14 protein-coding genes and 1 pseudogene are annotated in these 20,456 nt (G+C 67.7%); 12 read left to right on the top strand and 3 right to left on the bottom strand.

The genetic code is table 11. The features are described from left to right. Positions 1-64: 64 nt before the first annotated feature. Positions 65-366 (bottom strand): annotated as a pseudogene (locus J3E61_RS32760) (integrase core domain-containing protein); the annotation flags it as partial. A 94-nt stretch (positions 367-460) separates the two neighbouring features. Next, positions 461-3,091, bottom strand: coding sequence for an AAA family ATPase (locus tag J3E61_RS32755; RefSeq protein ID WP_210086832.1), 2,631 nt, complete (start codon positions 3,089-3,091; stop codon positions 461-463). Positions 3,092-3,350: 259 nt separating this feature from the next. On the opposite strand from J3E61_RS32755, the gene J3E61_RS32750 reads away from it, so the two are divergent. The 8 genes from J3E61_RS32750 (at position 3,351) to J3E61_RS32715 (ending at position 12,101) form a co-directional block, all read left to right on the top strand. Beyond that, positions 3,351-5,072 (top strand): hypothetical protein, encoded by a 1,722-nt coding sequence (locus tag J3E61_RS32750; RefSeq protein ID WP_210086831.1) that lies wholly within the window; start codon positions 3,351-3,353, stop codon positions 5,070-5,072. A 102-nt stretch (positions 5,073-5,174) separates the two neighbouring features. Next, on the top strand, positions 5,175-6,047 hold the full coding sequence (locus tag J3E61_RS32745) for a hypothetical protein (protein WP_210086830.1): 873 nt from the start codon (positions 5,175-5,177) through the stop codon (positions 6,045-6,047). Positions 6,048-6,394: 347 nt separating this feature from the next. Beyond that, entirely contained in the window at positions 6,395-7,885 is a 1,491-nt protein-coding gene (locus J3E61_RS32740) for an AMP-binding protein (RefSeq protein WP_210086829.1), read from the top strand. Further along, positions 7,870-8,751, top strand: a complete 882-nt coding sequence (locus J3E61_RS32735; protein WP_210086828.1) for a hypothetical protein — start codon at positions 7,870-7,872, stop codon at positions 8,749-8,751. Before J3E61_RS32740 ends, J3E61_RS32735 begins: the two co-directional genes overlap by 16 nt. 285 nt (positions 8,752-9,036) lie before the next feature. Next, positions 9,037-10,575 (top strand): ParB N-terminal domain-containing protein, encoded by a 1,539-nt coding sequence (locus J3E61_RS32730; protein WP_210086827.1) that lies wholly within the window; start codon positions 9,037-9,039, stop codon positions 10,573-10,575. 357 nt (positions 10,576-10,932) lie between these two features. Continuing rightward, positions 10,933-11,169 carry a glutaredoxin-like protein NrdH gene (gene nrdH / locus J3E61_RS32725; RefSeq protein ID WP_192726123.1) on the top strand — a complete coding sequence of 79 codons (237 nt, stop codon included), beginning with the start codon at positions 10,933-10,935 and terminating at the stop codon, positions 11,167-11,169. A 3-nt stretch (positions 11,170-11,172) separates the two neighbouring features. After that, positions 11,173-11,526 (top strand): hypothetical protein, encoded by a 354-nt coding sequence (locus J3E61_RS32720; RefSeq protein WP_210086826.1) that lies wholly within the window; start codon positions 11,173-11,175, stop codon positions 11,524-11,526. Continuing rightward, positions 11,523-12,101: a helicase DnaB gene (locus tag J3E61_RS32715; protein WP_210086825.1), complete on the top strand. Its 579-nt coding sequence runs from the start codon at positions 11,523-11,525 to the stop codon at positions 12,099-12,101. Before J3E61_RS32720 ends, J3E61_RS32715 begins: the two co-directional genes overlap by 4 nt. Positions 12,102-12,170: 69 nt before the next feature. Here J3E61_RS32715 and J3E61_RS32710 read toward each other — a convergent pair whose 3' ends face one another. Continuing rightward, positions 12,171-13,544: an NAD(P)/FAD-dependent oxidoreductase gene (locus tag J3E61_RS32710; RefSeq protein ID WP_210086824.1), complete on the bottom strand. Its 1,374-nt coding sequence runs from the start codon at positions 13,542-13,544 to the stop codon at positions 12,171-12,173. Between the two features lie 860 nt (positions 13,545-14,404). On the opposite strand from J3E61_RS32710, the gene J3E61_RS32705 reads away from it, so the two are divergent. The 4 genes from J3E61_RS32705 (at position 14,405) to J3E61_RS32690 (ending at position 20,058) form a co-directional block, all read left to right on the top strand. Then, positions 14,405-14,938 (top strand): hypothetical protein, encoded by a 534-nt coding sequence (locus J3E61_RS32705; RefSeq protein WP_210086823.1) that lies wholly within the window; start codon positions 14,405-14,407, stop codon positions 14,936-14,938. Between the two features lie 50 nt (positions 14,939-14,988). Then, on the top strand, positions 14,989-15,294 hold the full coding sequence (locus tag J3E61_RS32700; RefSeq protein ID WP_210086822.1) for a hypothetical protein: 306 nt from the start codon (positions 14,989-14,991) through the stop codon (positions 15,292-15,294). 408 nt (positions 15,295-15,702) lie between these two features. Continuing rightward, the gene (locus tag J3E61_RS32695) at positions 15,703-16,692 is read left to right on the top strand and encodes a DUF4192 domain-containing protein (RefSeq protein ID WP_210086821.1); all 990 of its coding nucleotides are present in this window, start codon (positions 15,703-15,705) and stop codon (positions 16,690-16,692) included. 555 nt (positions 16,693-17,247) lie between these two features. After that, positions 17,248-20,058 carry a relaxase domain-containing protein gene (locus J3E61_RS32690; RefSeq protein WP_210086992.1) on the top strand — a complete coding sequence of 937 codons (2,811 nt, stop codon included), beginning with the start codon at positions 17,248-17,250 and terminating at the stop codon, positions 20,056-20,058. Positions 20,059-20,456 lie beyond the last annotated feature (398 nt).

The raw sequence follows: 20,456 nt of genomic DNA, 5'->3' as shown, positions 1-20,456 counted from the left end.
GGACTTGCACGTAGCTGCCTTCCTGAACGGAACCCGTGATTGGTCCATGGCGAACACTCGTCATTCATTGGTGAGTACAGATGCAGCGTAGCGAGCTCGGTTGGTAGCCCAGCGATGATTGTCGGCGGTGGTGGTTGTAGTCGTGTTTCCAGTCGGCGAGGATTAACCGGGCCCGGGCCAGGGACCAGAAGCTGTTGATGTTGAGGCACTCGTCGCGGATGCGGGAGTTGAAGGATTCGACGTAACCGTGCGCCATGGGTCGCCGGGCGAGGTTGAGGTGCGAGCCGATCCGACCGCGACCCAGTCGGCCATTGCGCTGCAAGCTAATTCAGGGTCGTTGTCACACCGCAGCACCGTCGGGTAACTCGGCCAGCAGCCGATCGGAGGCCGTCAATCCATATGGTGGTGGCCTGACTTCGATCGGTCGTCCATGGCGCAAGCCCGCGCCCGAACCGTGGGACTACGCGTGCTGTTGGGGATCAGCGGATTCGGCCCGCCGAGCGCGTGCTGCCGCTTGGGTGCGATTGTCGACGCCGAGTTTGCCCAGGATCGCACTGACGTGGTTACCGACGGTCTTGCGACTGATCGACAGGCTGGCGGCGATCTCCGCATCACTGCGGCCGGCGGCGATCAAGGCCAGCACTTCGCGTTCGCGCCGACTCAGTCCATCAGGATCGGCGCGGACGTCGGCCCGCCGACGTCGCGGAGCGCGGCCACGCAGCTGCGCGAGACGTCGCTGGGCACGGCGCGCTGCCGCGCTCGCACCCAGCTGGCGAAACGTGGCCAGCGCCGATTCGACCGCGCCGATGTCGCCGCCGATCTGGGCGATCGCGGCGTCATACGGGCAACCGAGCCGTGTCCACTCGGTGGCCGCGGTCTGCCAGTCACCGCGGATTTCGAATCGGTAGGGCGTGACGGCGTCGGGCGTCGACGCGTCGTCGAACGGGCCGCCGGCCAAGTGTGCCCACCGGCGCAGGTGACTGACCAGCCACGGGTCGGCGTGTTCGGTGGCCGCCGCCAATCCGGCTTGTGCTTCGGCGCGGGCGCTGTCGTTGTCGTCGGCCAGCCAGGCCGCTTCGGCGCGGGCAGCCCAGACCACGCCCAGGCGAGACAGGTCATCGGGATCGGCGGCGCGCAGGGCCTCGTCCAACAGCGCGCCGACGGGTTGCTCGCCGCGGCGCGCGTGGATCAACGCCACGGTGATCAGCGGCAAGATTCGCTGCGGTATGCCCAACCCCGGCCGGGTCAGCACGTCCTCGGCGGACGCCGAAGCGCTCGCCCAGTCTCCGCGGTGCAACGACACCACAGCGGCCGCGCCGGTGGTGATCGCCTGGTACATCTCCAGGTCGTGGTCCGCGCAGAAATCGGAAGTCTCGTTGATGTAGCGCTGTGCGCGCTCGAGGTCGTGCTTCACGGCGGCATACCAGGAGATCAGTGATCCATTCAGGCCGGCCATTTCGGACAGCCCCTCGGCGGCCATGGCGTCGCGCCAGGCGGACTCCACCTCATCCCAGCCGGTGTCACCGCTCAGGACGGGGGCCAGCGCGGCAAAGAAGCGAGCCCGCAATACCACGACAGGATCCCCGAGCCCGGTGCCCAGGCTGATGGCGCGGGCCGCATACTGCGCGCACGCCGGGTCGAAACCGAACGCAGCCAGCCCGGCCATCGTGGACAGTGAAAAGGCCAGCTGCGGGTGCGCCCCCGCATCCTCGAGCAGCCGCACCGAGGCCACACCGGCCTCGCTGGCCTCACGGGTCTTGCCGAGCGCATACAACTGGTGGGATAACCAGCACAGATCCTGCCCTTCGCCGAGCCGGTCGCCCATCGCGCGGCGCACTGCGATCGCCTCACGCCAGGACGACACCGCCGACTCGGCGAGCCCGCTCAAGAAGCAGCTAAACGCGTGCTGCTCAAGCCATGTCACCTTCTGTTCGGCCGCGACGGTGCCGGCGTGACGCAGTGTCAGGGCATACAGCTCGGCGGCTTCCCGGTTGGCGGCCAGCCTCAAGGCTCGCTCGGCGGCGGCGGGTCCGTAAGCGATGACCGCGTCGTAGTCCTTGCCCTGCTCCGCGTGAACGGTCAACGCCGCCAAGGTATCCGGCTCGATCGGCGGTTCGGCGAGCACCGCCAGGGCCCGCTTGTGCAGCAGTTGACATTGATGGGCGGGGATTTCGTCGAGCGCGACGCGACGCGCCAGCTCATGGCGGAACCTCAGAGTTTGCGCATCGGCGACCAACACGGCGGCACTCAGGCATTCCGCCAGCCCCGTCGCCGCGGCAGGACACACCTCGCGCACCAACGCCAGGTCGGCCCGCGGGCCGCACACCGCTGTGGCATACGCCGTCTCACGCCCAGCCGCCGACAGCCGAGCCAGCCGGCCCAACACGGCGTCGGACACGCTGCGCGGCAAGGTTTCCCGCCTCAACACGTCAGGGCCGGCGGCCAACACCTCAGTGACATAGAACGGATTACCACCGGTGAGTCGGTACAACGCGTCGGCGTTGAGCCCGCTACCTGCGGCCAGCTCGGCGACCGCCCGCACGCTCAGCGCAGCCAGCGCGATCCGGCTTACCGTGGCCGAATTCGTCAGCTCAGCGAGCAGCGCGGCTAGTGGGTGTTGGTCGTCAATCTCCTCGTCGCGGCACGACACCACCAGCAGCAGCGGCAGCGAGGCGATGCGCCTGGCCAGGAAGCGCAGCAGGTCCAGGGTGGCGCCGTCGGCCCAATGCGCATCCTCGATCACCCACACCCAGCGGTGCCCGTCGCGCAACACCGTCAGCAGCCGCCGGTGAAGCGCGCCGCTGTCACCGGACTCGATCGCCAAGTCCAGCGCTGCGGCCGCCGAGGGCTCCATGCCGGCCAGCGCATCCAGCAGCGGGCCCAACGGACGCGGCGCGTCCAGCGGTTCACACCAGCCCCGCAACACCCGCAGATCGGGTGCTAGCCCAGCAGCAAAGCGGGTCAGCACCGCGGTCTTGCCGATCCCGGCCTCCCCGGACAGCAACACCACCCGGCCCGCGCCGCGCTGCGCGGAGCGCGCCAGCGCGTTGAGCTCAGCTAGCGCCGCGTCGCGCTCCAGCAGGGACTCCATCAGCTGCCGCCTCGCCTGACCTGAGTTATGGATGGCATCCGTTGACGGTGCCGCAAAAATTAGGGAATTTTCCCCATCAACGAAACCGACCCGCCTGCGCACACTACATAGCAAGCGCTCCAGAAGGCCAGACACCGCTCACAGCAACCGATCAGGCGCGCTGATACCGGCAGCTGAAGCGGTCTCTGGCCCCGGAATGCGTCGACACGACATCGGCACGGGAGGAAACAGATGCACCGCGCACGGGCGAGGAATGGCCATGACTAGATCCGTTTTTCCACTTATCAGCGCCGGCTTCGTCATCGCGGGAGCCAGCGCCTGGTTGGCCACAGCGCACAGCGTGCCGGCGTCGCCGCTTTCGCCAGCGGTGGAACTGACCTCGATCGAGGCGACACTGGCTCCGCCGCTGTCGCCGGCGCCGATGGGCGGGTGCACCGACCCATTGTGCCTGGCGCTGTTGGGATCTGGCCCTTCCACCCCGACGCCACCGAAGCTGCTGTCGCCACTGAAGGCGCCGCCGAACCCGATCATGCCCACAGCCTCGCCGCTGGATCCGATCACCACATTGATCGGAGTCTTCATCTCCAACGGCACCGCCAACCATCCGGATGCGGGCTTGTTGTTCGGCAACGGCTATCAGGGCGCCCCGGGTCAATCCGGTGGCCGCGGTGGACTGCTGATCGGAAACGGCGGTGCCGGCGGAGCCGGGATAGCCGGGGTCAACAACGGCACCGGCGGCACCGGCGGCAACGGTGGGCTGGTATTCGGCAGCGGCGGCGCAGGAGGCAGGGGCGCCGATGCCACCGCCACCGACGCCGCGGGCGCGGGCGGCAACGGCGGCAACGCGGGGTGGCTGTTCGGTAACGGCGGCAGAGGCGGCCAAGGCGGGTCGGGACTAACCGGCGCCGCAGGCGCTAATCCGTTGACGCCCACCAGTACCGCTGCAAAAGGCACCGACGTGGGAAACAACAACGGGTTCAACGGGATCCCGAATCCACCGGTGAACGCCGGTGATGGCTCCCCGGGCGGGCCCGGCCAGAACGGCGGGGCCGGCGGCAACATCGGCTTCAGCAACGGTGAGGGCTTCCCGGGCACCGGCGTCGGCGGGAACGCCGGCAACGGCGGCGACGGCGGAAGTGGCGGCGGCGCCGGAGGCGCGGGCGGAAACATCGGTCAAAGCAACGGCTTTGGAGCCAACGGGGGCACCGGCCACGGCGGTGACGCCGGCAACGGCGGTGATGGCGGAGCAGGCGGCGGGGCCGGAGGGGCAGGCGGCAACATCGGCAGCTTCAACGGCGAAGCAGAAGGTGCCGGCAGCACCGGTCACGGCGGTGACGCAGGCAACGGCGGAACCGGCGGCGTCGGCGTCGACGGCCCAGCCGGAACCGCCGGCGGCGCGGGCGGAGCCGGCGGCGCTGGAGCGCTGCTGTTCGGCTCCGGCGGGCGTGGCGGCACGGGCGGCTCCGGCGGGGACGGCGGAAACGGCGCGACGGGTGGACCGGGTGGTGCCGGCGGCAACATCACGCTCGCCAACGGTGTCGGTTATCTCAAGGGCACCGGATACGGCGGGAATGCCGGCACCGGCGGAACGGGGGGTAGCGGCGGCACAGGAGGCGCGGGCGGAGACGGCGGCCCTGGCGGACCGGGCGGATCGGCAGGCCTGCTCGGCGTCGGCGGCGCGGGCGGGACCGGCGGCACCGCCGGCACGGGTGGCACCGGCGGCAGCGGCGGCACCGGCGGAGCCGGCGGCACGATCGGTGCGAACAACGGCGGCAGCGTCAGCGGGGGCACCGGCCACCCGGGATTGACCGGCGCCGGCGGGGCTGGCGGCACGGGCGGAACGGGCGGCAGCGCGGGCACCCCCGGTGCGGGAGGCACCGCAGGCGCCGGCGGACTGGGCACCGGCGACACCGGCACCACCGGGGCCAGCGGCAGCACCGGGTCCACCGGCGCCGCGGGCAACGATGGCGCACACGGCTAGGCGCGCAACGCTTCTCACTCGGTACGCGCATCGCAGGCCGAGGGGCCCCTGAGGTGACGAAGGGAACCGTCGAATGTCGACTCAATACTCGAAAGGAACACCATGAAACACATTTCGGAATCCCGCGACCGCCACATCGGCCGTGCGGGCGCGCTAGCGGTCGCTGTCGGCATCGGGGCGGCACTGGCCGCCGCACCCTGGGCCGCATCGGCCACGCCACCGTCATCGAGCACATCGGATACATCGACATCGGATGCATCGAGTTCCGCAGTGCGCACAGGCCCGAATATCAGCGTGGCGACCAACGGCGTCACCCGAGTCCAGAAAGGCACCGCCACGGCCACCTCGGTCGGCAAGGGCTCCATCGCGATCGCCCACGGCATCGACAGCACCGCCACCGCCGGCAGCACGCGGTGCGAGGTGTGCACGGTTACTGGCCACAACAAGGCAATCGTCAACGGCGACAACAGCACTGCCACGATAATCGGCGGCAGCTACGACACCGCCATAGTCCACGGCGACAACAGCAGCGCCAGCGTCGCATACGGCAGTAACGACACCGCGACCGTCATCGGCAACAACAGTCACGCCAGCACGGGTCGCGGCGATAACAACACCGCCACCGTCATCGGCAATGACAGCGCGGCCGGCGCCGCTTTCGGAAGTAACAACACCGCCACCGTCAACGGCGACAACAGCGGTGCCTTCACCAGCAGCGGCAGCAACAACATCGCCAAGGTCGACGGCGACAACAGCAACGCCGTTGCGGCCCTCGGCGACAACAACACCGCCACCGTCCAAGGCGACAGCAGCACCGCGATCGCCGGCGGTGGCTACGACACAGTCACACAAACGAACGTGTCCGGCAGCAACGACACCGCTACCGCCACAGGGCCCAACAGCAGTGCCACGGCCGGTCCCGGTGACGGTTACACCGCCACCGCCGGCCCCAACCAAACAGTCACTAGTCCCTAACTGCGACAACACACATCGAGGTCGACCGATCACAGAGGAGCTGAACCCCATGAAACGTTTTGCCCGCAAGGCACGCCACGCCCTGCAAATGCTGTCAGCCGTCGGATTCAGTCTCACCCAGAACTGATGCGGTCCCGATTTCACCCGACACCGTCTGGGTCTCGGCACACCAAGAGGAGGTGAACCCACATGAAGCACCTAGCTCGCAAGGCACGGCACGCACTGCGCATGCTGTCGGCCGTCGGCTTCGGCCTCACCATCAACTGATGACGCCGTGCTTGGTGGGGGCCGTCCGCGTAGCGGCTCCCACCATCGCCTGCGCTGGTTGCAGTTCTGATTTTTAGTGAGTGAGGTACCCGATGATGTCGTCGACGGCGGCGCAGTTGCGTTACGCGATTGCACTGGCACGAGGCCGCGCATTTCCTGATTGGGTGTTGCGATCGCTGGTGCGCGCCGCATCGAACACGCACGCCCACCGTGGCCTAACCGCGTCGTCGACCGATGCGCTCCTGAGCGACCACGACCCTGAGCTGTGGGCCGATCACGTCCGCCGATGCTTCGCCCGGCAGGTGCGCTACGCGAAGTCACGCACCCGCGCCTACCGGGATGTGCCCGACGCATTCACCTCGACGAAAGGGATGACGGGCGGACTGCCCGACTTCGCGGCGTTGCCGGTGACCACCAAGACCGATTACATCGCCGACCCCGACGGTTACCTCGCCGCCGGCGTGCCCGGCGCGGCGATCTTCTACACCTCGGGGTCCACCGGAACGCGTGTGGGTGTGAGGTTTTCGGCGGCGGAGTTGAAGACGATGTGGGCGCTGTCGGCAATCGGAAACTTGGTGCACTCACTGATCACCCCCGGCGATCGTGTGCTGGTCGCCACGTGGGCGCGCGCGGCGCTGGGCAATTCGTCGATCGCCGCCTCAACGGCGATGGTGGGTGCCGAAGCCGCCATGGCCGGGCAGCTCGCCCCGGCCGAGATGGTCAAGCTTCTCGCGGCTAGCCCTTTTGTTCCGTTTTCGGTGCTATCGGCCTATCCCTCGTATCTGGGATCACTGATCACTGAGGCATGTCGGCAAGGATTGGGACCCAACGATTTTGCGTTGCGCACCATCATGGTCGGCGGCGAAGTCGTCACCGACGCCCTGCTGGATCGGGCGCATGCCGTGTTCGGCGATCACGTCCGCTTCGTGCAGACCTACGGCATGACCGAAACGGCCCCGGCCGCGGGCTCGGTCTGTGAGGACGGGCACCTACACTTCGAGCCCTCCAAGGCAGTCATCGAGACCCGCGCGCTCGGCACCACGCGGCATGCGCGGCCCGGCGAACTCGCCACCCTGGTCATCACCCCGCTGATTCCGTTTCGACAGGCCAGCGTCTTCATTCGGTACGACACAGGCGATGTCGTCACTGCCCTACCCGGACGATTGACATGCTCGATGGCCGCCATGCCCGCCACCTCGGTCCCGCACGGCAAACTGTCATTCACGGTGCACCGCCCCGGCTTGACAATCACACCGAGGCAGCTGCTCGAGGTGGTGGAGGCCAACCCCGATGTCGCTTTGCCCGCGCGAATCTCCTACCGAGACACCGGCGAAGCGACATTGGATGTGACCGTGCAAGTGAGCGACCCGGATCCACCGGCCGAAACCAGCCTGCGGGAAGGCTTCGCACGCGCGCATGTTCCGGTCCGCGACATCACTCTGGTTCGCGACCTCGCCACGACCGGCGAGCGGGCCTACCCCCTGCGCGGGGTGATCATCGACGCACCACCCGCGGATGCGGCGTTGACCCCCACCGCCGCTAGAACTGATGCGGCGTGGACGTGCTTGTGATCGCCGTTTTCGGCGCCATCGTCATGGCCGTTAGTTGCGTCTACGACGCGTACTGGCAGCTGCCGCTCCCCGGCCTGGGAGTGTTCGACTACAGCGATGTCACCGTACTGGCGATCGTTGTGATGCTGTATCCGTTTGTGGCGGTGGTCGAGCCGCCGTGGCTGGCTGCGGTCATCGCCGGCGCTGTGATTGTCAACGCCGCCGCCGATCTGACCGCGCCGGTGTTGAAAAACCGTGCGCTGCACAGGTTCTCGCTAGTGTTCATCGTCACCGCGATCGTTTTACTGGTGACCTCGCATACCGGGCCGATTCCTCGCTGGGCTCTGACTGATCTGCTGCTGGTCGTAGTCGTCGTCGCTGTGGCGGTCGCGTGGGCGCAACTCGGCGCGACCCCGGCCCATCTGGCCGCACTGGCTGCATTCCTGACGGTGTACGACATCATCGCGACCACGTTGACCGGTTTCATGACGACACTGATGGGCACGCTCAGTCATCAACCAATCGGCTTCCTATTCACCTTTCCCGCGGGCGGCACTGCTTGTCTGGGTGTGGGTGACGTACTCGTGCTCGCTCTGGTTCCCGTCACCGTCCGCCGACGACTGGACCCCCGCGCCGCGCTTTCCGCCGCGGCGGTCATGTACGGCGCGTACCTGGCCGGGATCGCCATCTCGATCTTCAACCCCGCCTGCACCATCCCTTTGATGATCACCCTTGGGCCGGCGACTCTCACGGTCTGCGGGTACACCACATTCCAACCCCGGCGAGCACAGCTCCGCGAAGTCGACATGCTCGACGCAACCGCGTGCTCCATGAAGCCGTCCGCACTTCAACGGGTTCCGTACCGAGCATCAAACTTGACGGCCTGAACAACGACGGTTCTGACCTAGGACTGACACGCCGAGAGTTGCTTTTGCCTTCTGGCCTTCCGATTGTGGCCGGCGCGCCGCTGCGCGCAAGGCACCGGCCTTCGCTGCGCTACGGGCCCCAAGGGGCTCGCGGAGTTCTTTTCCAACGCCGGGCTCCTGCGGATCGGGCGAAAAGAACTCCGCGCCCGGGCCATTGCGCTTTCGCGTCGCCTGCCGGCCGGGATCTCCAGTGCCAGAAGGCAAACAAAAACGGGCGGCCCACGCCCACGACCCGAAAGGGAGATCATGACCGGAACCCTGGAGCACCTCGATCCCACGACGCTGGTGATCGGGGATAACGTGCGCGACGACGCCGCACTGGACCCGCACTTCCTCGCCAGCGTGGCTGAACACGGTGTGCTGCAACCCATCACCGCGGTACGCACCGAGGCTGGCGTCGAAGTTCGCGACGGGCAGCGCCGCACATTAGCCGCGCGCCAAGCCAAGCTGCTCGCCATCCCGGTGTATGTCCTCGACGCGCAGCTGACCGACGACAAGGCCGCCACCGCCGAACGCATCGCCCAGCAGATCGTCACCAACGACCAACGTACGGCCCTGACCGACGCCCAACGCGCCAAAGGCATCAACCAGATGCTGCTGGCCGGCGTCTCCGCCGCCAAGGTCGCCAAGAAGCTGGCCGTCGATCGCGACACCGTCACCGCCGCCGCCACCGTGGCCGACTCCCCCGCCGCGCTCGCCGCACTCCAAGACCGCCAGTTGTCGCTCACCGAAGCCGCCGCGCTCACCGAATTCGACGGCGACCAGGACGCCATCAACGCCTTGCTCGCCGCGGCAGGAACACCGGCGTTTCACCACCGCGTCGCCCAAGTGCGCCAGGACCGCCTCGCCGAACGCGCGCGCCGCGAAGCCGAAACCGGCTACGCCGAACAAGGATTCACCATCCTGGCCGACCGACCGGCGTGGCGCGACACCAGCGCGGTGCTGCTGCGCAACCTGCGCACCGCCGACGATCAGGAGGCCACCGAGGCAGCCGTCACCGACGCCGCACAGTGGGCGGTGTGGATGGTCGAGGACACCGAGCTGGTCGACGCCACCACCGGAGAGCCGGCCGACGAGGCCGACGTCGACTGGTCCACGGAACACCAACCCGAGCGACAGCCCGCCGAGGGCACCCGCCACGCCGACTCGGTCATCGAAAAGACCATCTGGACCCCGGAGTACTACTGCCTGGATCCGCAAGGGGCCGGACTGACCCTCGCCGAGTTCCTCACCCACGCCAAGCCCATCGTGTGCGGGCAAGGTGACACCGACGACGCTGAGGCCCGCGCCGAAGCCCAACGCGTCCAGCGGCGAAAAGTCCTGGTGCTCAACAAGCTCGGGCAAGCCGCCGCGGAGGTTCGCCGCGCGTGGGTCCGCGAGCACCTGCTGGCCCGCAAGACACCCGTCAAAGGGGCGATGGTGTTCGTGGCGACCTGCCTGGAACGAGGGCCCGGTCTGCTGGTCGACCACGCCGCGCGCCCCATCGTCGCCGAACTGCTGGGCGCCGCCGACACCTCCCTACACGAGGCGGTCGCCAAGCTTGCCCCCGCTGGCGACGGCCGCGCCCAGGTGCTGCTGCTGGGGATGGTGCTAGCAGCGCTGGAAGGCCGCACGCCCAAAGACGCGTGGCGCGACGCGGCAAGCTCCTACAAACCGCAACCCGGCAGCGCGCAGTACCTGCGGTTCCTGGCCGCCAATGGCTATGCGCTCGCCGCCATCGAGGAGGTTCTGATCGGCCAGCGCGACGCCGATGAGCTGTACCGCGAGCTGGCACACGACGCGTGATGCGCTCCGCCCGCCGGCCTCCTCAGCGGGCCGGCGGGCGGCTGCCAGCCCGAAAAGCAAAAAGCGACACAATGATATCCGCGTTGTCGGAGCCATTCGCTACAACAAATCATGCCTATTTCGCGTTCGGCCGTGGATATCCGCGCCAATCCGTCGCAGCGCGCCGCACGCGGATTCGCCTGTCACGCGCGGATATCCAGCACCAACGATGACAACGCGGATATCACCGCCGAAACTCACACCGGCGACCTTTGTGGACAAATTGTCATCGTGTGGATAGCAAGAAAATAACGTAACTGGGTTGCTCCCAACGCATTTAGAATAGAAATACGAAGCATCACGTCGAAAAGGCCTCACATGCAACACATCACCGTCTATACCAAGCCCGGATGTCCGCAATGCCGCGCCACCCTGCGAGCACTCGAACGCGCCGGCTTGGACTACGAGACTGTCGACCTCAGCACCGACCCGCAGGCGCGCGACTTCGTGATGAGCCTGGGCCACGTGCAGGCCCCGGTGGTGCTCGCCAGCGACCGGCATTGGAGCGGATTTCGCCCCGACCACATCGACGACCTGGCTGGCGAGGTCGCCTGAGACATGTTCACGCTCACCATCAACCATCCGGAGACATCGGCGGTAACGACGCACCCCGGGCGGGAAGTGGCACTCGCAGCGCTGGAACGGTTCCTGGGAACCATCGGGCAGCGCCACCGCATCATCACCGCCATCTGGACCCAGGCGGACTACGAGATCCTCGGCGGGGATGGCGGCGTCGTCGGCGCCGCCGCGATCGACGAGATCTGCGTGTGCAGCCACGCCGCGCGCGACCACGGCGAGATCGGCTGCACCGCAATCACCTTCGGCCCAGGGCCGTTCGCCGAGTGCCGCTGTACGGGCCACAGCCCGGTGATCGTCGAGGCCGACCTGTTCGCACCCGAGGTGTCGACATGAGCAGCGCGCCCAAGCTGACCGTTGTCGGGGGCGATACCGCGGCCCCCGGGCAGCGTGCCGAAAACACGCTGCGCCACTGGGATCCCGAAGCCCAGCTGGTCGGGGCTCTGCTGCACCTGCCGGCCGCCAAGGTCGCGCCCATCCTTACGCTGGTGCCCGACACCGCTATCTGGCATCCCGATCATCGCTGGGTCTATGAGATCGTCCGCCACCTCGTTGACACCGGCACTGATCCGGATCCGGTCGTCGTGCTGCGCACCGCCCGGCATCGTCCGCCGGCTGATGGCGGGCGAACCGTCACCGCCCGCCGTCACCACGCGTTCGCAGTGCGCCTCGCCGAGCTCTACACAAACACCGTCAGCCCCGCCATGATCGACCAGTACGCCCGCGAGGTGCTCGAGGATGCCTACCGCCGCGCCGTCGGCTTCCATGGCACCCGGATGACCCAGCTCGCCGAAAGCGACTGTTCCCGAGAAGAACTCACGAACTACCTGACCGTCATGCGCGCCGACCTGGCGGAGCTGTGGCGGCGAGCCGAGGCCGCCGGATCCCGGCGGCGCGGCCCCCGACGTTGACGTCCTCGCTGTAAGTCGCGCGATTATCCTCGCGACGGACTGTAAGTCCGTCGAGCGGCGACCGGCTGGTTAAGGCGTGGGCGTCGCCTCGTCGGAATGATGCGTCGCGCGAAGCATGTTGGGGTGCACGAACTTCAGCCAGGTGTAGGGGTGCTCGGGTGACGTCGTGCTGCCAAGGGTGAACGTGCGGTCGGTGCGCCGGGCGCGGGCGATCGTGGCCAGCCATGTGGCGACGGTGCTGATGCGGTTCTCTACGCCAGTGAGAAATGCGATGTGGATGAGTCCCCAGCCCAGCCAGCCGATGAACCCGGAGAGCTTGACCGGGCCGGCTTGTAGCAGGGCGTGTCCTCGGCTGATGTAGGCCGCGGAGCCGACATCGCGGTAACGGTAGGGCGGACGGGTCTTGCCTGCGAGGTCGTGACGAACGCAGGCGGCAGCGTGGATTCCGCCCTGCATGGCGTTCTCAGCCACTCCTGGCAGGTTGTCGCGGCCGGCGAGGTCACCGATGACGAAAATCTCCGGGTGCCCGGGCACGGACAGGTCGGCTTCCACTGCGATGCGTCCGGCATGGTCGGACTTGGCGTCGAGCACCTTTGCGATACGTCGCGCGAAGGGCACGGCCTCGACGCCCGCCGTCCACAGGACGGTCCTGGCCGCAAACTCCTCGGGCGCCCCGCCGGCCTTGGGGGTCACGGTTACGCCGTCGTGTCGCACGTCGGTGACGTGCACACCCATGTGCAGTTCGACGCCCAGATTCTGCAGGATCTTGGTGGCTTTGTCGGTGAGGGCTGGCGCGAAGCTGCCCAGAACGCAGCTTCCCCCGTCGAAGAGCAGTACACGCGCGTCTTGGGGCTCGATGCTGTGGAACTCGTTGGCCAGGGCTCGAGTAGCCATTTCCCGGATCTGCCCGGCCAGCTCCACACCGGTGGGTCCACCACCGGCGATGGCGAAGGTCAGCCAGGCGTCGCGCTGCGGTCCCGGAGGCAGCGTTTCGGCCATCTCGAATGCGCCGAACAGCCTGCGGCGGACACTCAGCGCATCATCGAGAGTCTTCATCCCCGGCGCCCACTGCGCGAATTCCTCTTGACCGAAATACGACTGCCGCATTCCGACCGCGACGATCAGCACGTCGTAGTCAAGGGTGAACGTCGACTCGTCGGGGCGGCGAGCGGTGACCCGACGCGCATCGGCGTCGAGGTCGACCGCTTCACCGAGCAGGGTGGTGACGTTGCGGTGACGCGCGAGCTCCTCGCGCAGCGAATGGCTGATCTGCCCAATGCTCAGCGTGCCGGTGGCGCACTGGTAAAGCAGCGGCTGGAACACGTGGGACGCGGCGCGATCAAGCAGCGTGACCTCAACATCGACATGCCCGAGCCTCCGCGCGCAGAACAACCCTCCGAATCCGCCGCCGATGATCAATACCCTTGTTCGACCTTCACCCATCACGTCACCTTTTTCGCATTCGAGGACCAGCTCATCACGGTGTACCCGCCTCAGTCTCGGTCTGAGGCGTGATTGCTCGACGAGACCGCCTCGGAGGATTAACGCTTAGTTCGTGCGCTGCGAAAGGGTCGAGGATTACGAATCTATAGGGCCAAACTTTCAGAGCAGGTGGTCAGAGGGTCCATTCGAGTGCCAGCGGCCCCGGCCGTTGGCTGACAGCTTCCTCTCACCCACGATGAGCAACACACGGCCGAGGTTCGACGCGGCGGGGTCCACTTCCTGCAGTCGGTTCCGCGAACGCGAAGAGGGCAGACTGCAAATCCGTTGACGAGCGCTAGGCTCTTGCCGGCTATCCAACGTCGTCGTTGCGGTGGTGGGGTTCGAAGTAGTTGCCGTTTATTCACCGTCAACGACTGTGAATCGGCTGGATCCGCCAGTGCGCGGCCAGATGTATCTGGCGGCCAAATGTGTTGTTACACAAGGCATGATGAGAAACGATCGGCATTGCCGCGAGAGGCGCACACCGACCGCAGCCATGCAGCGCCGCACCTACGCCCTTGTCCGCCTGCGGCGGCCAATACCAAATCCGTAGCCACTCACCATTCTTGCCGTCAGCGCTCGCCCAGTGTGGCCTGCGGGGCCCCGACCGCGTCAACCCACGCCGCTTCTCGCGCTCGCCCGTTCTCCGCTGCGCTCCGCCCGTGCGGCTCCGACGAATTTCGCCAAACCCGGACTCGCTGACGCTCGGCCCGCGAAATTCGCCTCCTGCGCGGCGGCTCAAAGGGGTTGACCCGGCCACCCCACCGGCCCGACCCGGCGCCGCCAACTGGCACTCCCCTTCAAACACGAGGTGAATCACCATGACTCAGACACTGCACACCGTCCCAGCGGCCACCATCACCCACACCATCGCTGTCATCCGCGGCGAAATCACCACCGATGTGACCGTGCATCACGCCCGCACCACCGACGCGCGCATCGGGCTGATCTTCGGCACCGCGCTGATGAACATCTACTCGGCGTCGTCGGCCCAAGGCCTGCTCGAGGCGTTCGCCGCCGCCCGCGCCGCCATGACCCGGGTGCCCCGCGAGATCGCCGCCCCCACCACACCGCCCTATGAGCCGTTCGCCCGCACCACCCTGGCCATCGACTGGACCCGCCGACCCGCCTACTGCGTGGTGCCGCAGTCCGGCCCCAACAAGCTGGGCACCCTCACCATCCACTGGGTCGACCTGCACTGCGGGCCAATCACTTTCCAGATCCGCGACCAACGCGGCCTCAAATCGACACTGGACCTGCTGACCCGGGTGCACCAGACCGCGGTCGCCGTCTTCCTCGACGGGGCCGAGCACGCCGCCGACCCCACCGCCGACGACTACCGGTGGCCGCGATAGCGGCCACACCGGCGCACCGGCGACCGGCGCGCACCCACCACAATTGAGAAATGGACATCGACTACGCGCTGGCGTGGCAGTTCGTCGACCTCGACGGGCGGCCACGCCGGCTGCGGTTCCGCCGCGACGACACCGAAGCCGACGACGTCTTGTCGGGCACCGGCCAGCTCGTCGCGGTCATCGCTGACCCGCACCGGGCCGATCACGACGACACCATCGCGATCAGCCGCCCCGGCGTCGACTTCCACGCCGTCGAGCACGCACTCGAGGGCTGGCGCGAATGGGCAATGCTCGGCGAGGAAGCGGTCAACCTCGCCGAGATCCAGCGCCGCATCCACGCCGCAGACCTGGACTGACGCCCCACTCCCGCAGACCTGCACCGACAGAACCTAATCACAGGATCACCCGGTGATCCGATCACACGATCACCTGCGGTGACACGGCGCCTGCGGCGCCGTACGAGTCCGTAGCCACTCACCTAACTAGCCGTCAGCGTGCGCCCAGTGTGACCGGCGGGGCCCCGTCGGCGTCAACCCACGCCGCTATCCGCGCTCGCCCGTTCTTCGCGCCGGCTCGCTGGCGCTCACCGCCGCTGCGCCCGTGCGGCTCCGACGAATTTCGCCAACCCCGTGCTCGCTGGCGCTCGCCCGACGAAATTCGCCTCCTGCGCGGCGGCTCAAAGGGGTTGACCCCGCCACCCCACCGGTCGCCCTGTCCCCACGCCAACCGGCGCACCGATCACCTTCGACAACGAGGAAAACACCATGAACACACCAGAACTGACCCTCACCACCCCCGCCGACCTGCTCGCCGCACTGCCCCACCTGCTCGGATTCGTGCCCACCGACGACCTGGTCGCGCTCATGCTCGGCCCCGCGGGCCACCGCGACGACAGAAAAGTCGCGATGCGCAGCGCCATCCGCTGCCCGCTCACCATCGATCGCGAAGCCGCCGAACGATTCCCGCGGGCGTGCCGGCTCGACGCCGACCACTACCCCGGCGCCATCCTCGCCGCGGTCTGCGGCAGCGGTCACGACGAACACGCGCACATGCTGCTGCACACGGTGCGCGCCGCGCTGCACCGCTGCGGCATCGTCGTGCACCGCACGCTAATGACCTCCAGCGTCACCGCACCCGGACACTGGATCGACCTCGACACCGGCCACACCGGCACCACCACCGCCTACATCGACTCCGCGGCCACCGCGCTGGGAGTGATGCAAGGCCGCGTCATCGCCGCCTCCCGAGACCACATCCAACGGGAATTCACCACCACCGACCCGGCCCCGGCCGTGGACGCCGAAGCTCAAGACATCGTCGCCCTCGCCGACGCCACCGTGATCGACTTGCAGGAAGCCATCAGCCGCAACAGCCCGCCCACAACCGATCTGGCGATGCGCGCCGCGCTCGTCGTCACCGCGCACATCGGATGGCGCGATGCGCTGCTGCGCCTGGCGGCCGGACGCGAACTCGTCGCGGGCCGGCTGTGGACCCAGATCGCGGCCCCGCACCGCGGGCGCACACGCGCCGAACTGCTGACCATGGCCGCGTTCGCCTACTACTGCGGGGAAGACACCGTGCGCGCAGGCATCGCGCTGACCCACGCCGCGGCCGCCGCCCGCGACGACGACAGCGCACCCCCGCGCCTGGCGGTCATGCTCGACACCGCACTACGAGCGGGCATGCCGCCCAGCAAGATCCGCCACCTCATCGTTACCGAGCCCACAGGCCCCACACAGAAACCGCACATATAGTCCCCGACACTGCGGCCGGCCAGGCCTCGACCCCCCGAAGAGCCGGCCGGCCGCAGCCCTTTCCCCGCCCGTCGACCCAGCCCACAGCCGTCGATCTGTGACGGGGTCACCCGACAAGCCGGCCGACAAATCCACCACCTCACCGCCGGTATCCGCTGCACGCGCGCTCAGACGCAGACTCGAATCACCCACACCCCAGCAACTCCCAACCACCCACCGCCCTCACACCACCCTCCGCCACCACCAACCGCCCCCCGATCCTCATCCGCACTCACCCGAGTCCTCAACACCCCCAACACCATCCACACCCCCAGCCCCTCACCGCCCAACCAAAATAACCGTCCGGCACATTGGCACAGCAGTGCAATACTGGGTTCGGACGCGTTGTGGCGCCGCATGATTGCGGACCACAGCATCCCTGGCGGGATGCTGCACGCGCCCGAAACCGCTGCCCCACAAGGGGCTCTGGTCGCGGCCAATGGCCGCGACGATCACAGCTCAGCGAAACCATCTCCACCCCAGGCGATCTCACCGACAACGATCGAAGCGTCGACATTGTTGACTATCTCGCGCTTGACGAAGTTTTCCATCAACTACTACAACGACACCGCTGATGCGGCCAAACAAGCCGCCATGGACCGGCAGAGCGCCAACGGGGGGCTGGCCGAGTACTACTCGGAAGGCGATACCCGCATCCCGACCTGGTTGGTCGTCGGGGACAAGGAAGCCATCGGCCGCACAACGGGTCTCAGCGAGGCCGCGATGGAAGGCGGGGATGCCGACAGCGACGACGCCCGTGTGTGGCTGGACTACGGGACCGCCCCCAACGGGGCGCTGGGCCGCGCCTTCACCGAGAAGTCGATCCACGGTTTCGACCTGACGTTCGCCGCGCCGAAGTCGGTCAGCCTGATCCGGGCACTCACCGACGACATCGCCGAAAAAATCCTCGCCACCGCCCACACCAAAGCCGTCCATGCCGCGATGACCTATCTGAAACAGCACGCCGGTTATACCCGCGTGCACAATCCGATTACCGAAACCAAGGACCTGCAGCGGCTGCCCGGGCTGGTCGCGATCGCCTATCAGCATGAGACGTCACGGTGCGGCGATCCGCACCTGCACACCCATGTCATCGTCCCAAATCGGCAGCCGCGCAGGGACGGCCGGCTGGTCAGCATCGATTCGAAGAGCCTGTATCACGAGGCCAAGGCCGCCGGGGTGATCTATCAGGCGACGTTGCGCCACGAGCTGCACGCCGAGCGCGGGTTCGAGTGGCAGGCGGTGGACCCGCACACCGGGATGGCCGAGATCGCCGGCGTGACCACAGAGACCATCCGGGCGTGGTCGCAGCGATCGACCCGGTTGCGGGAATGGGCCAAAGACAACCTGGTGATCGTCGACGGTGAACCCACGGCCGCGCAGTTGGCTGCCGCGCAGAAAGCAACCCGACCGGCCAAGCCGGAGTCACTCGCCTGGCACGAACTGAAGGAGGGCTGGCGCGCCGACGCGCGCGGTCTGGGTCTGGACCGCGACGCGCATTTCGCCGCGCGCACGCAGCGGCGCACCGCGCAGCGCAGCGCGGCGGATCGCGCGCACATCGCGGCGTGCGCCGCGCAGATCGACAAGGCCGCGTTCACCCGCGCCGACATGGTGGAGCTCATCGGCGCGCAGCTGCCGATCGACGCGCCCGGCGACCCGCGCGCGCTGATCGAGCAGATCGTCGGCGAGGTGAGCCTGCGCATCAGCGCACCGCGCCGCGCCCACCACCGCGAGGGCCATGAACGCTTCACCGTCGAGGCGGTCATCGCCGAGGAGCAGCGCGTCTTGGACATGGCCGACGCCGCCCATAACGGGGCGCGGCTGGATGTGCGCGACGAGGACCTCGGCGACCTGTCGGTCGATCAGCAGCGCGCGATCGGGGCGATCGCCACCTCGCCCTTCCTGGTCCAGCCGCTGCAGGCTCCCGCGGGAGCAGGTAAGACGCATTCGCTCAAGGCGCTGCGCGCCGCGGCGCACCGCGCCCGCAAACAGGTGCTGGTGCTGGCGCCGACCGGTAAGGCCGTCGATGAGGCGATGGGTGAGGGCGCTGGCGATAAAGGCCTCACCGTCGCCAAGGCGCTCAAACTCATTGAAGACAACCGGCTCGGCGTCGATGCGCGCACGGTGGTGATCGTCGATGAGGCCTCGATGCTGGGCACCCCGGAACTGAAGAAGCTGCTCGCGTGCGCCACCCGCGGGTGCGCGAAGATGGTGCTGGTCGGCGACGCGTATCAGCTGGCGCCGGTCAAAGCGCGCGGCGGCATGTTCGAGCAGATGTGTGCCGAGCTGCCGTGGAGTCAGCGCCTCGGTGAGGTGTGGCGGATGAAAGATCCCGAGGAGCGCGACATGTCGCTGGCGCTGCGCGCCGCGCACGGCAACCGGTTGCGTAGCGCGGTCAGGTGGTATCGCGACCGCGGCCGGCTGCACACCGGGGATCCGATCGCGATGGCCGCCGACGCCCTGCAGGCCTACCTCCACGATCGCGCCAACGCCAAAGACGCGCTCGTGATCTGCGATACCTGGGAGATGGCCGACGCGCTGAACCGCCGACTACACGACACGCTGACCGGGCCGGGCCCTGCCGTGACCGCGGCGCGTGACCAGCAGATCCGGGTCGGTGACATCGTGATGAGCCGAAGCAACGACGCCACCATTCCGGTGCATCCCGGCCCCCAACACAGACCCACCGACGCGGTGGATCAGGTGCGTAACGGCAACCGGTGGCAGGTGGCAGGCATCGACACCAAGACCAATCGGATTGCCGCCCAACGGCTCAGCGATCAGGCACGCGCGGTGTTCGACGCCGACTACCTAACCGAGCACATCACGCTGGGTTATGCGGCCACGGTGCACTCCGCGCAGGGGGTTACCGCCGACAGCTGCTATGCCGTCGTCGGTGAGGGCGCGACACGGGCCATGCTGTATGTCGCGATGACCCGCGGCCGCCACAACAACGAGGCGTTCCTGTATCAGCGGGTGGCCCACGAGGCCGACCATGAACACGCCGCACCGGTGGCGGCGCCGGAGATCCACCAGATCCGGCGCGGTGACAAGCATTCCGCCGCTTACTATTTCCGCCAGATCCTGGGCAACGACGAGCGGCCCCGCACCATGCACACCGAGGCCGAACGTACCGAGCGTCACTTGCTTCCCGAGGTGGTCGCCGAGGTGATTGAACGCAACGAGCTACGCCGCCGCGTCCGCCGCGCCATGTGGCAGGCGCACCGCAGAACCGCTGAAGCCTGGCGCAGCGGCTATGAGCGAGTGGCCGCTGCGGCAACCCGCGATGCGGGTATCGGCTTGGAGGCCAGCGGTTTCGAGATGTGACTCTGCCGTGCTCGTCGATTCGGTCACGCGGCAGAGATTATGCACCGTGCGAGAAAGCGGCGATTTGCCCCGAATCGGAGGCGATGGTGCCACTGTGGTCGTTGGCAGTGGTGCGGGTGGTGTTCGTGGCTTGAGGCCATGTCGCTGTTAGGGGATGTGATGCGGCGAATCTGGGTGGGTGTGGCGACGGCGGTGTTGTTGCTGCTCGCAGTAGTCGTTTGTGTGGCAGTGTTTCTCGCACCCACGCGGGCGTCCGATATCTGGACGGAGATCGCGAAGGCATGCATCCAACTTCTCGTTGTGGTCGGGCTAGGTGGCGTGGTGGGGACGGTGTTGAGATCCGTCGACCAGCGCCGCGATGAGCGCCGCGCACGAGACGAACAGCGGTACGCCATCTT

This window comes from Mycobacterium sp. OAE908 (assembly GCF_017872775.1).
Classification (GTDB): domain Bacteria; phylum Actinomycetota; class Actinomycetes; order Mycobacteriales; family Mycobacteriaceae; genus Mycobacterium.
The sequence above is the reverse complement of the archived record's forward strand: the minus strand, read 5'-3'. Positions and strand labels throughout refer to the sequence as shown.

Bases quoted from the DNA above. Each gene is read 5' to 3' on its own strand.
- J3E61_RS32755 (WP_210086832.1), bottom strand. From the start codon at position 3,091: ATGGAGTCCCTGCTGGAGCGCGACGCGGCGCTAGCTGAGCTCAACGCG.
- J3E61_RS32750 (WP_210086831.1), top strand. From the start codon at position 3,351: ATGACTAGATCCGTTTTTCCACTTATCAGCGCCGGCTTCGTCATCGCG.
- J3E61_RS32745 (WP_210086830.1), top strand. From the start codon at position 5,175: ATGAAACACATTTCGGAATCCCGCGACCGCCACATCGGCCGTGCGGGC.
- J3E61_RS32730 (WP_210086827.1), top strand. From the start codon at position 9,037: ATGACCGGAACCCTGGAGCACCTCGATCCCACGACGCTGGTGATCGGG.
- nrdH (WP_192726123.1), top strand. From the start codon at position 10,933: ATGCAACACATCACCGTCTATACCAAGCCCGGATGTCCGCAATGCCGC.
- J3E61_RS32720 (WP_210086826.1), top strand. From the start codon at position 11,173: ATGTTCACGCTCACCATCAACCATCCGGAGACATCGGCGGTAACGACG.
- J3E61_RS32715 (WP_210086825.1), top strand. From the start codon at position 11,523: ATGAGCAGCGCGCCCAAGCTGACCGTTGTCGGGGGCGATACCGCGGCC.
- J3E61_RS32710 (WP_210086824.1), bottom strand. From the start codon at position 13,544: ATGGGTGAAGGTCGAACAAGGGTATTGATCATCGGCGGCGGATTCGGA.
- J3E61_RS32705 (WP_210086823.1), top strand. From the start codon at position 14,405: ATGACTCAGACACTGCACACCGTCCCAGCGGCCACCATCACCCACACC.
- J3E61_RS32700 (WP_210086822.1), top strand. From the start codon at position 14,989: ATGGACATCGACTACGCGCTGGCGTGGCAGTTCGTCGACCTCGACGGG.
- J3E61_RS32695 (WP_210086821.1), top strand. From the start codon at position 15,703: ATGAACACACCAGAACTGACCCTCACCACCCCCGCCGACCTGCTCGCC.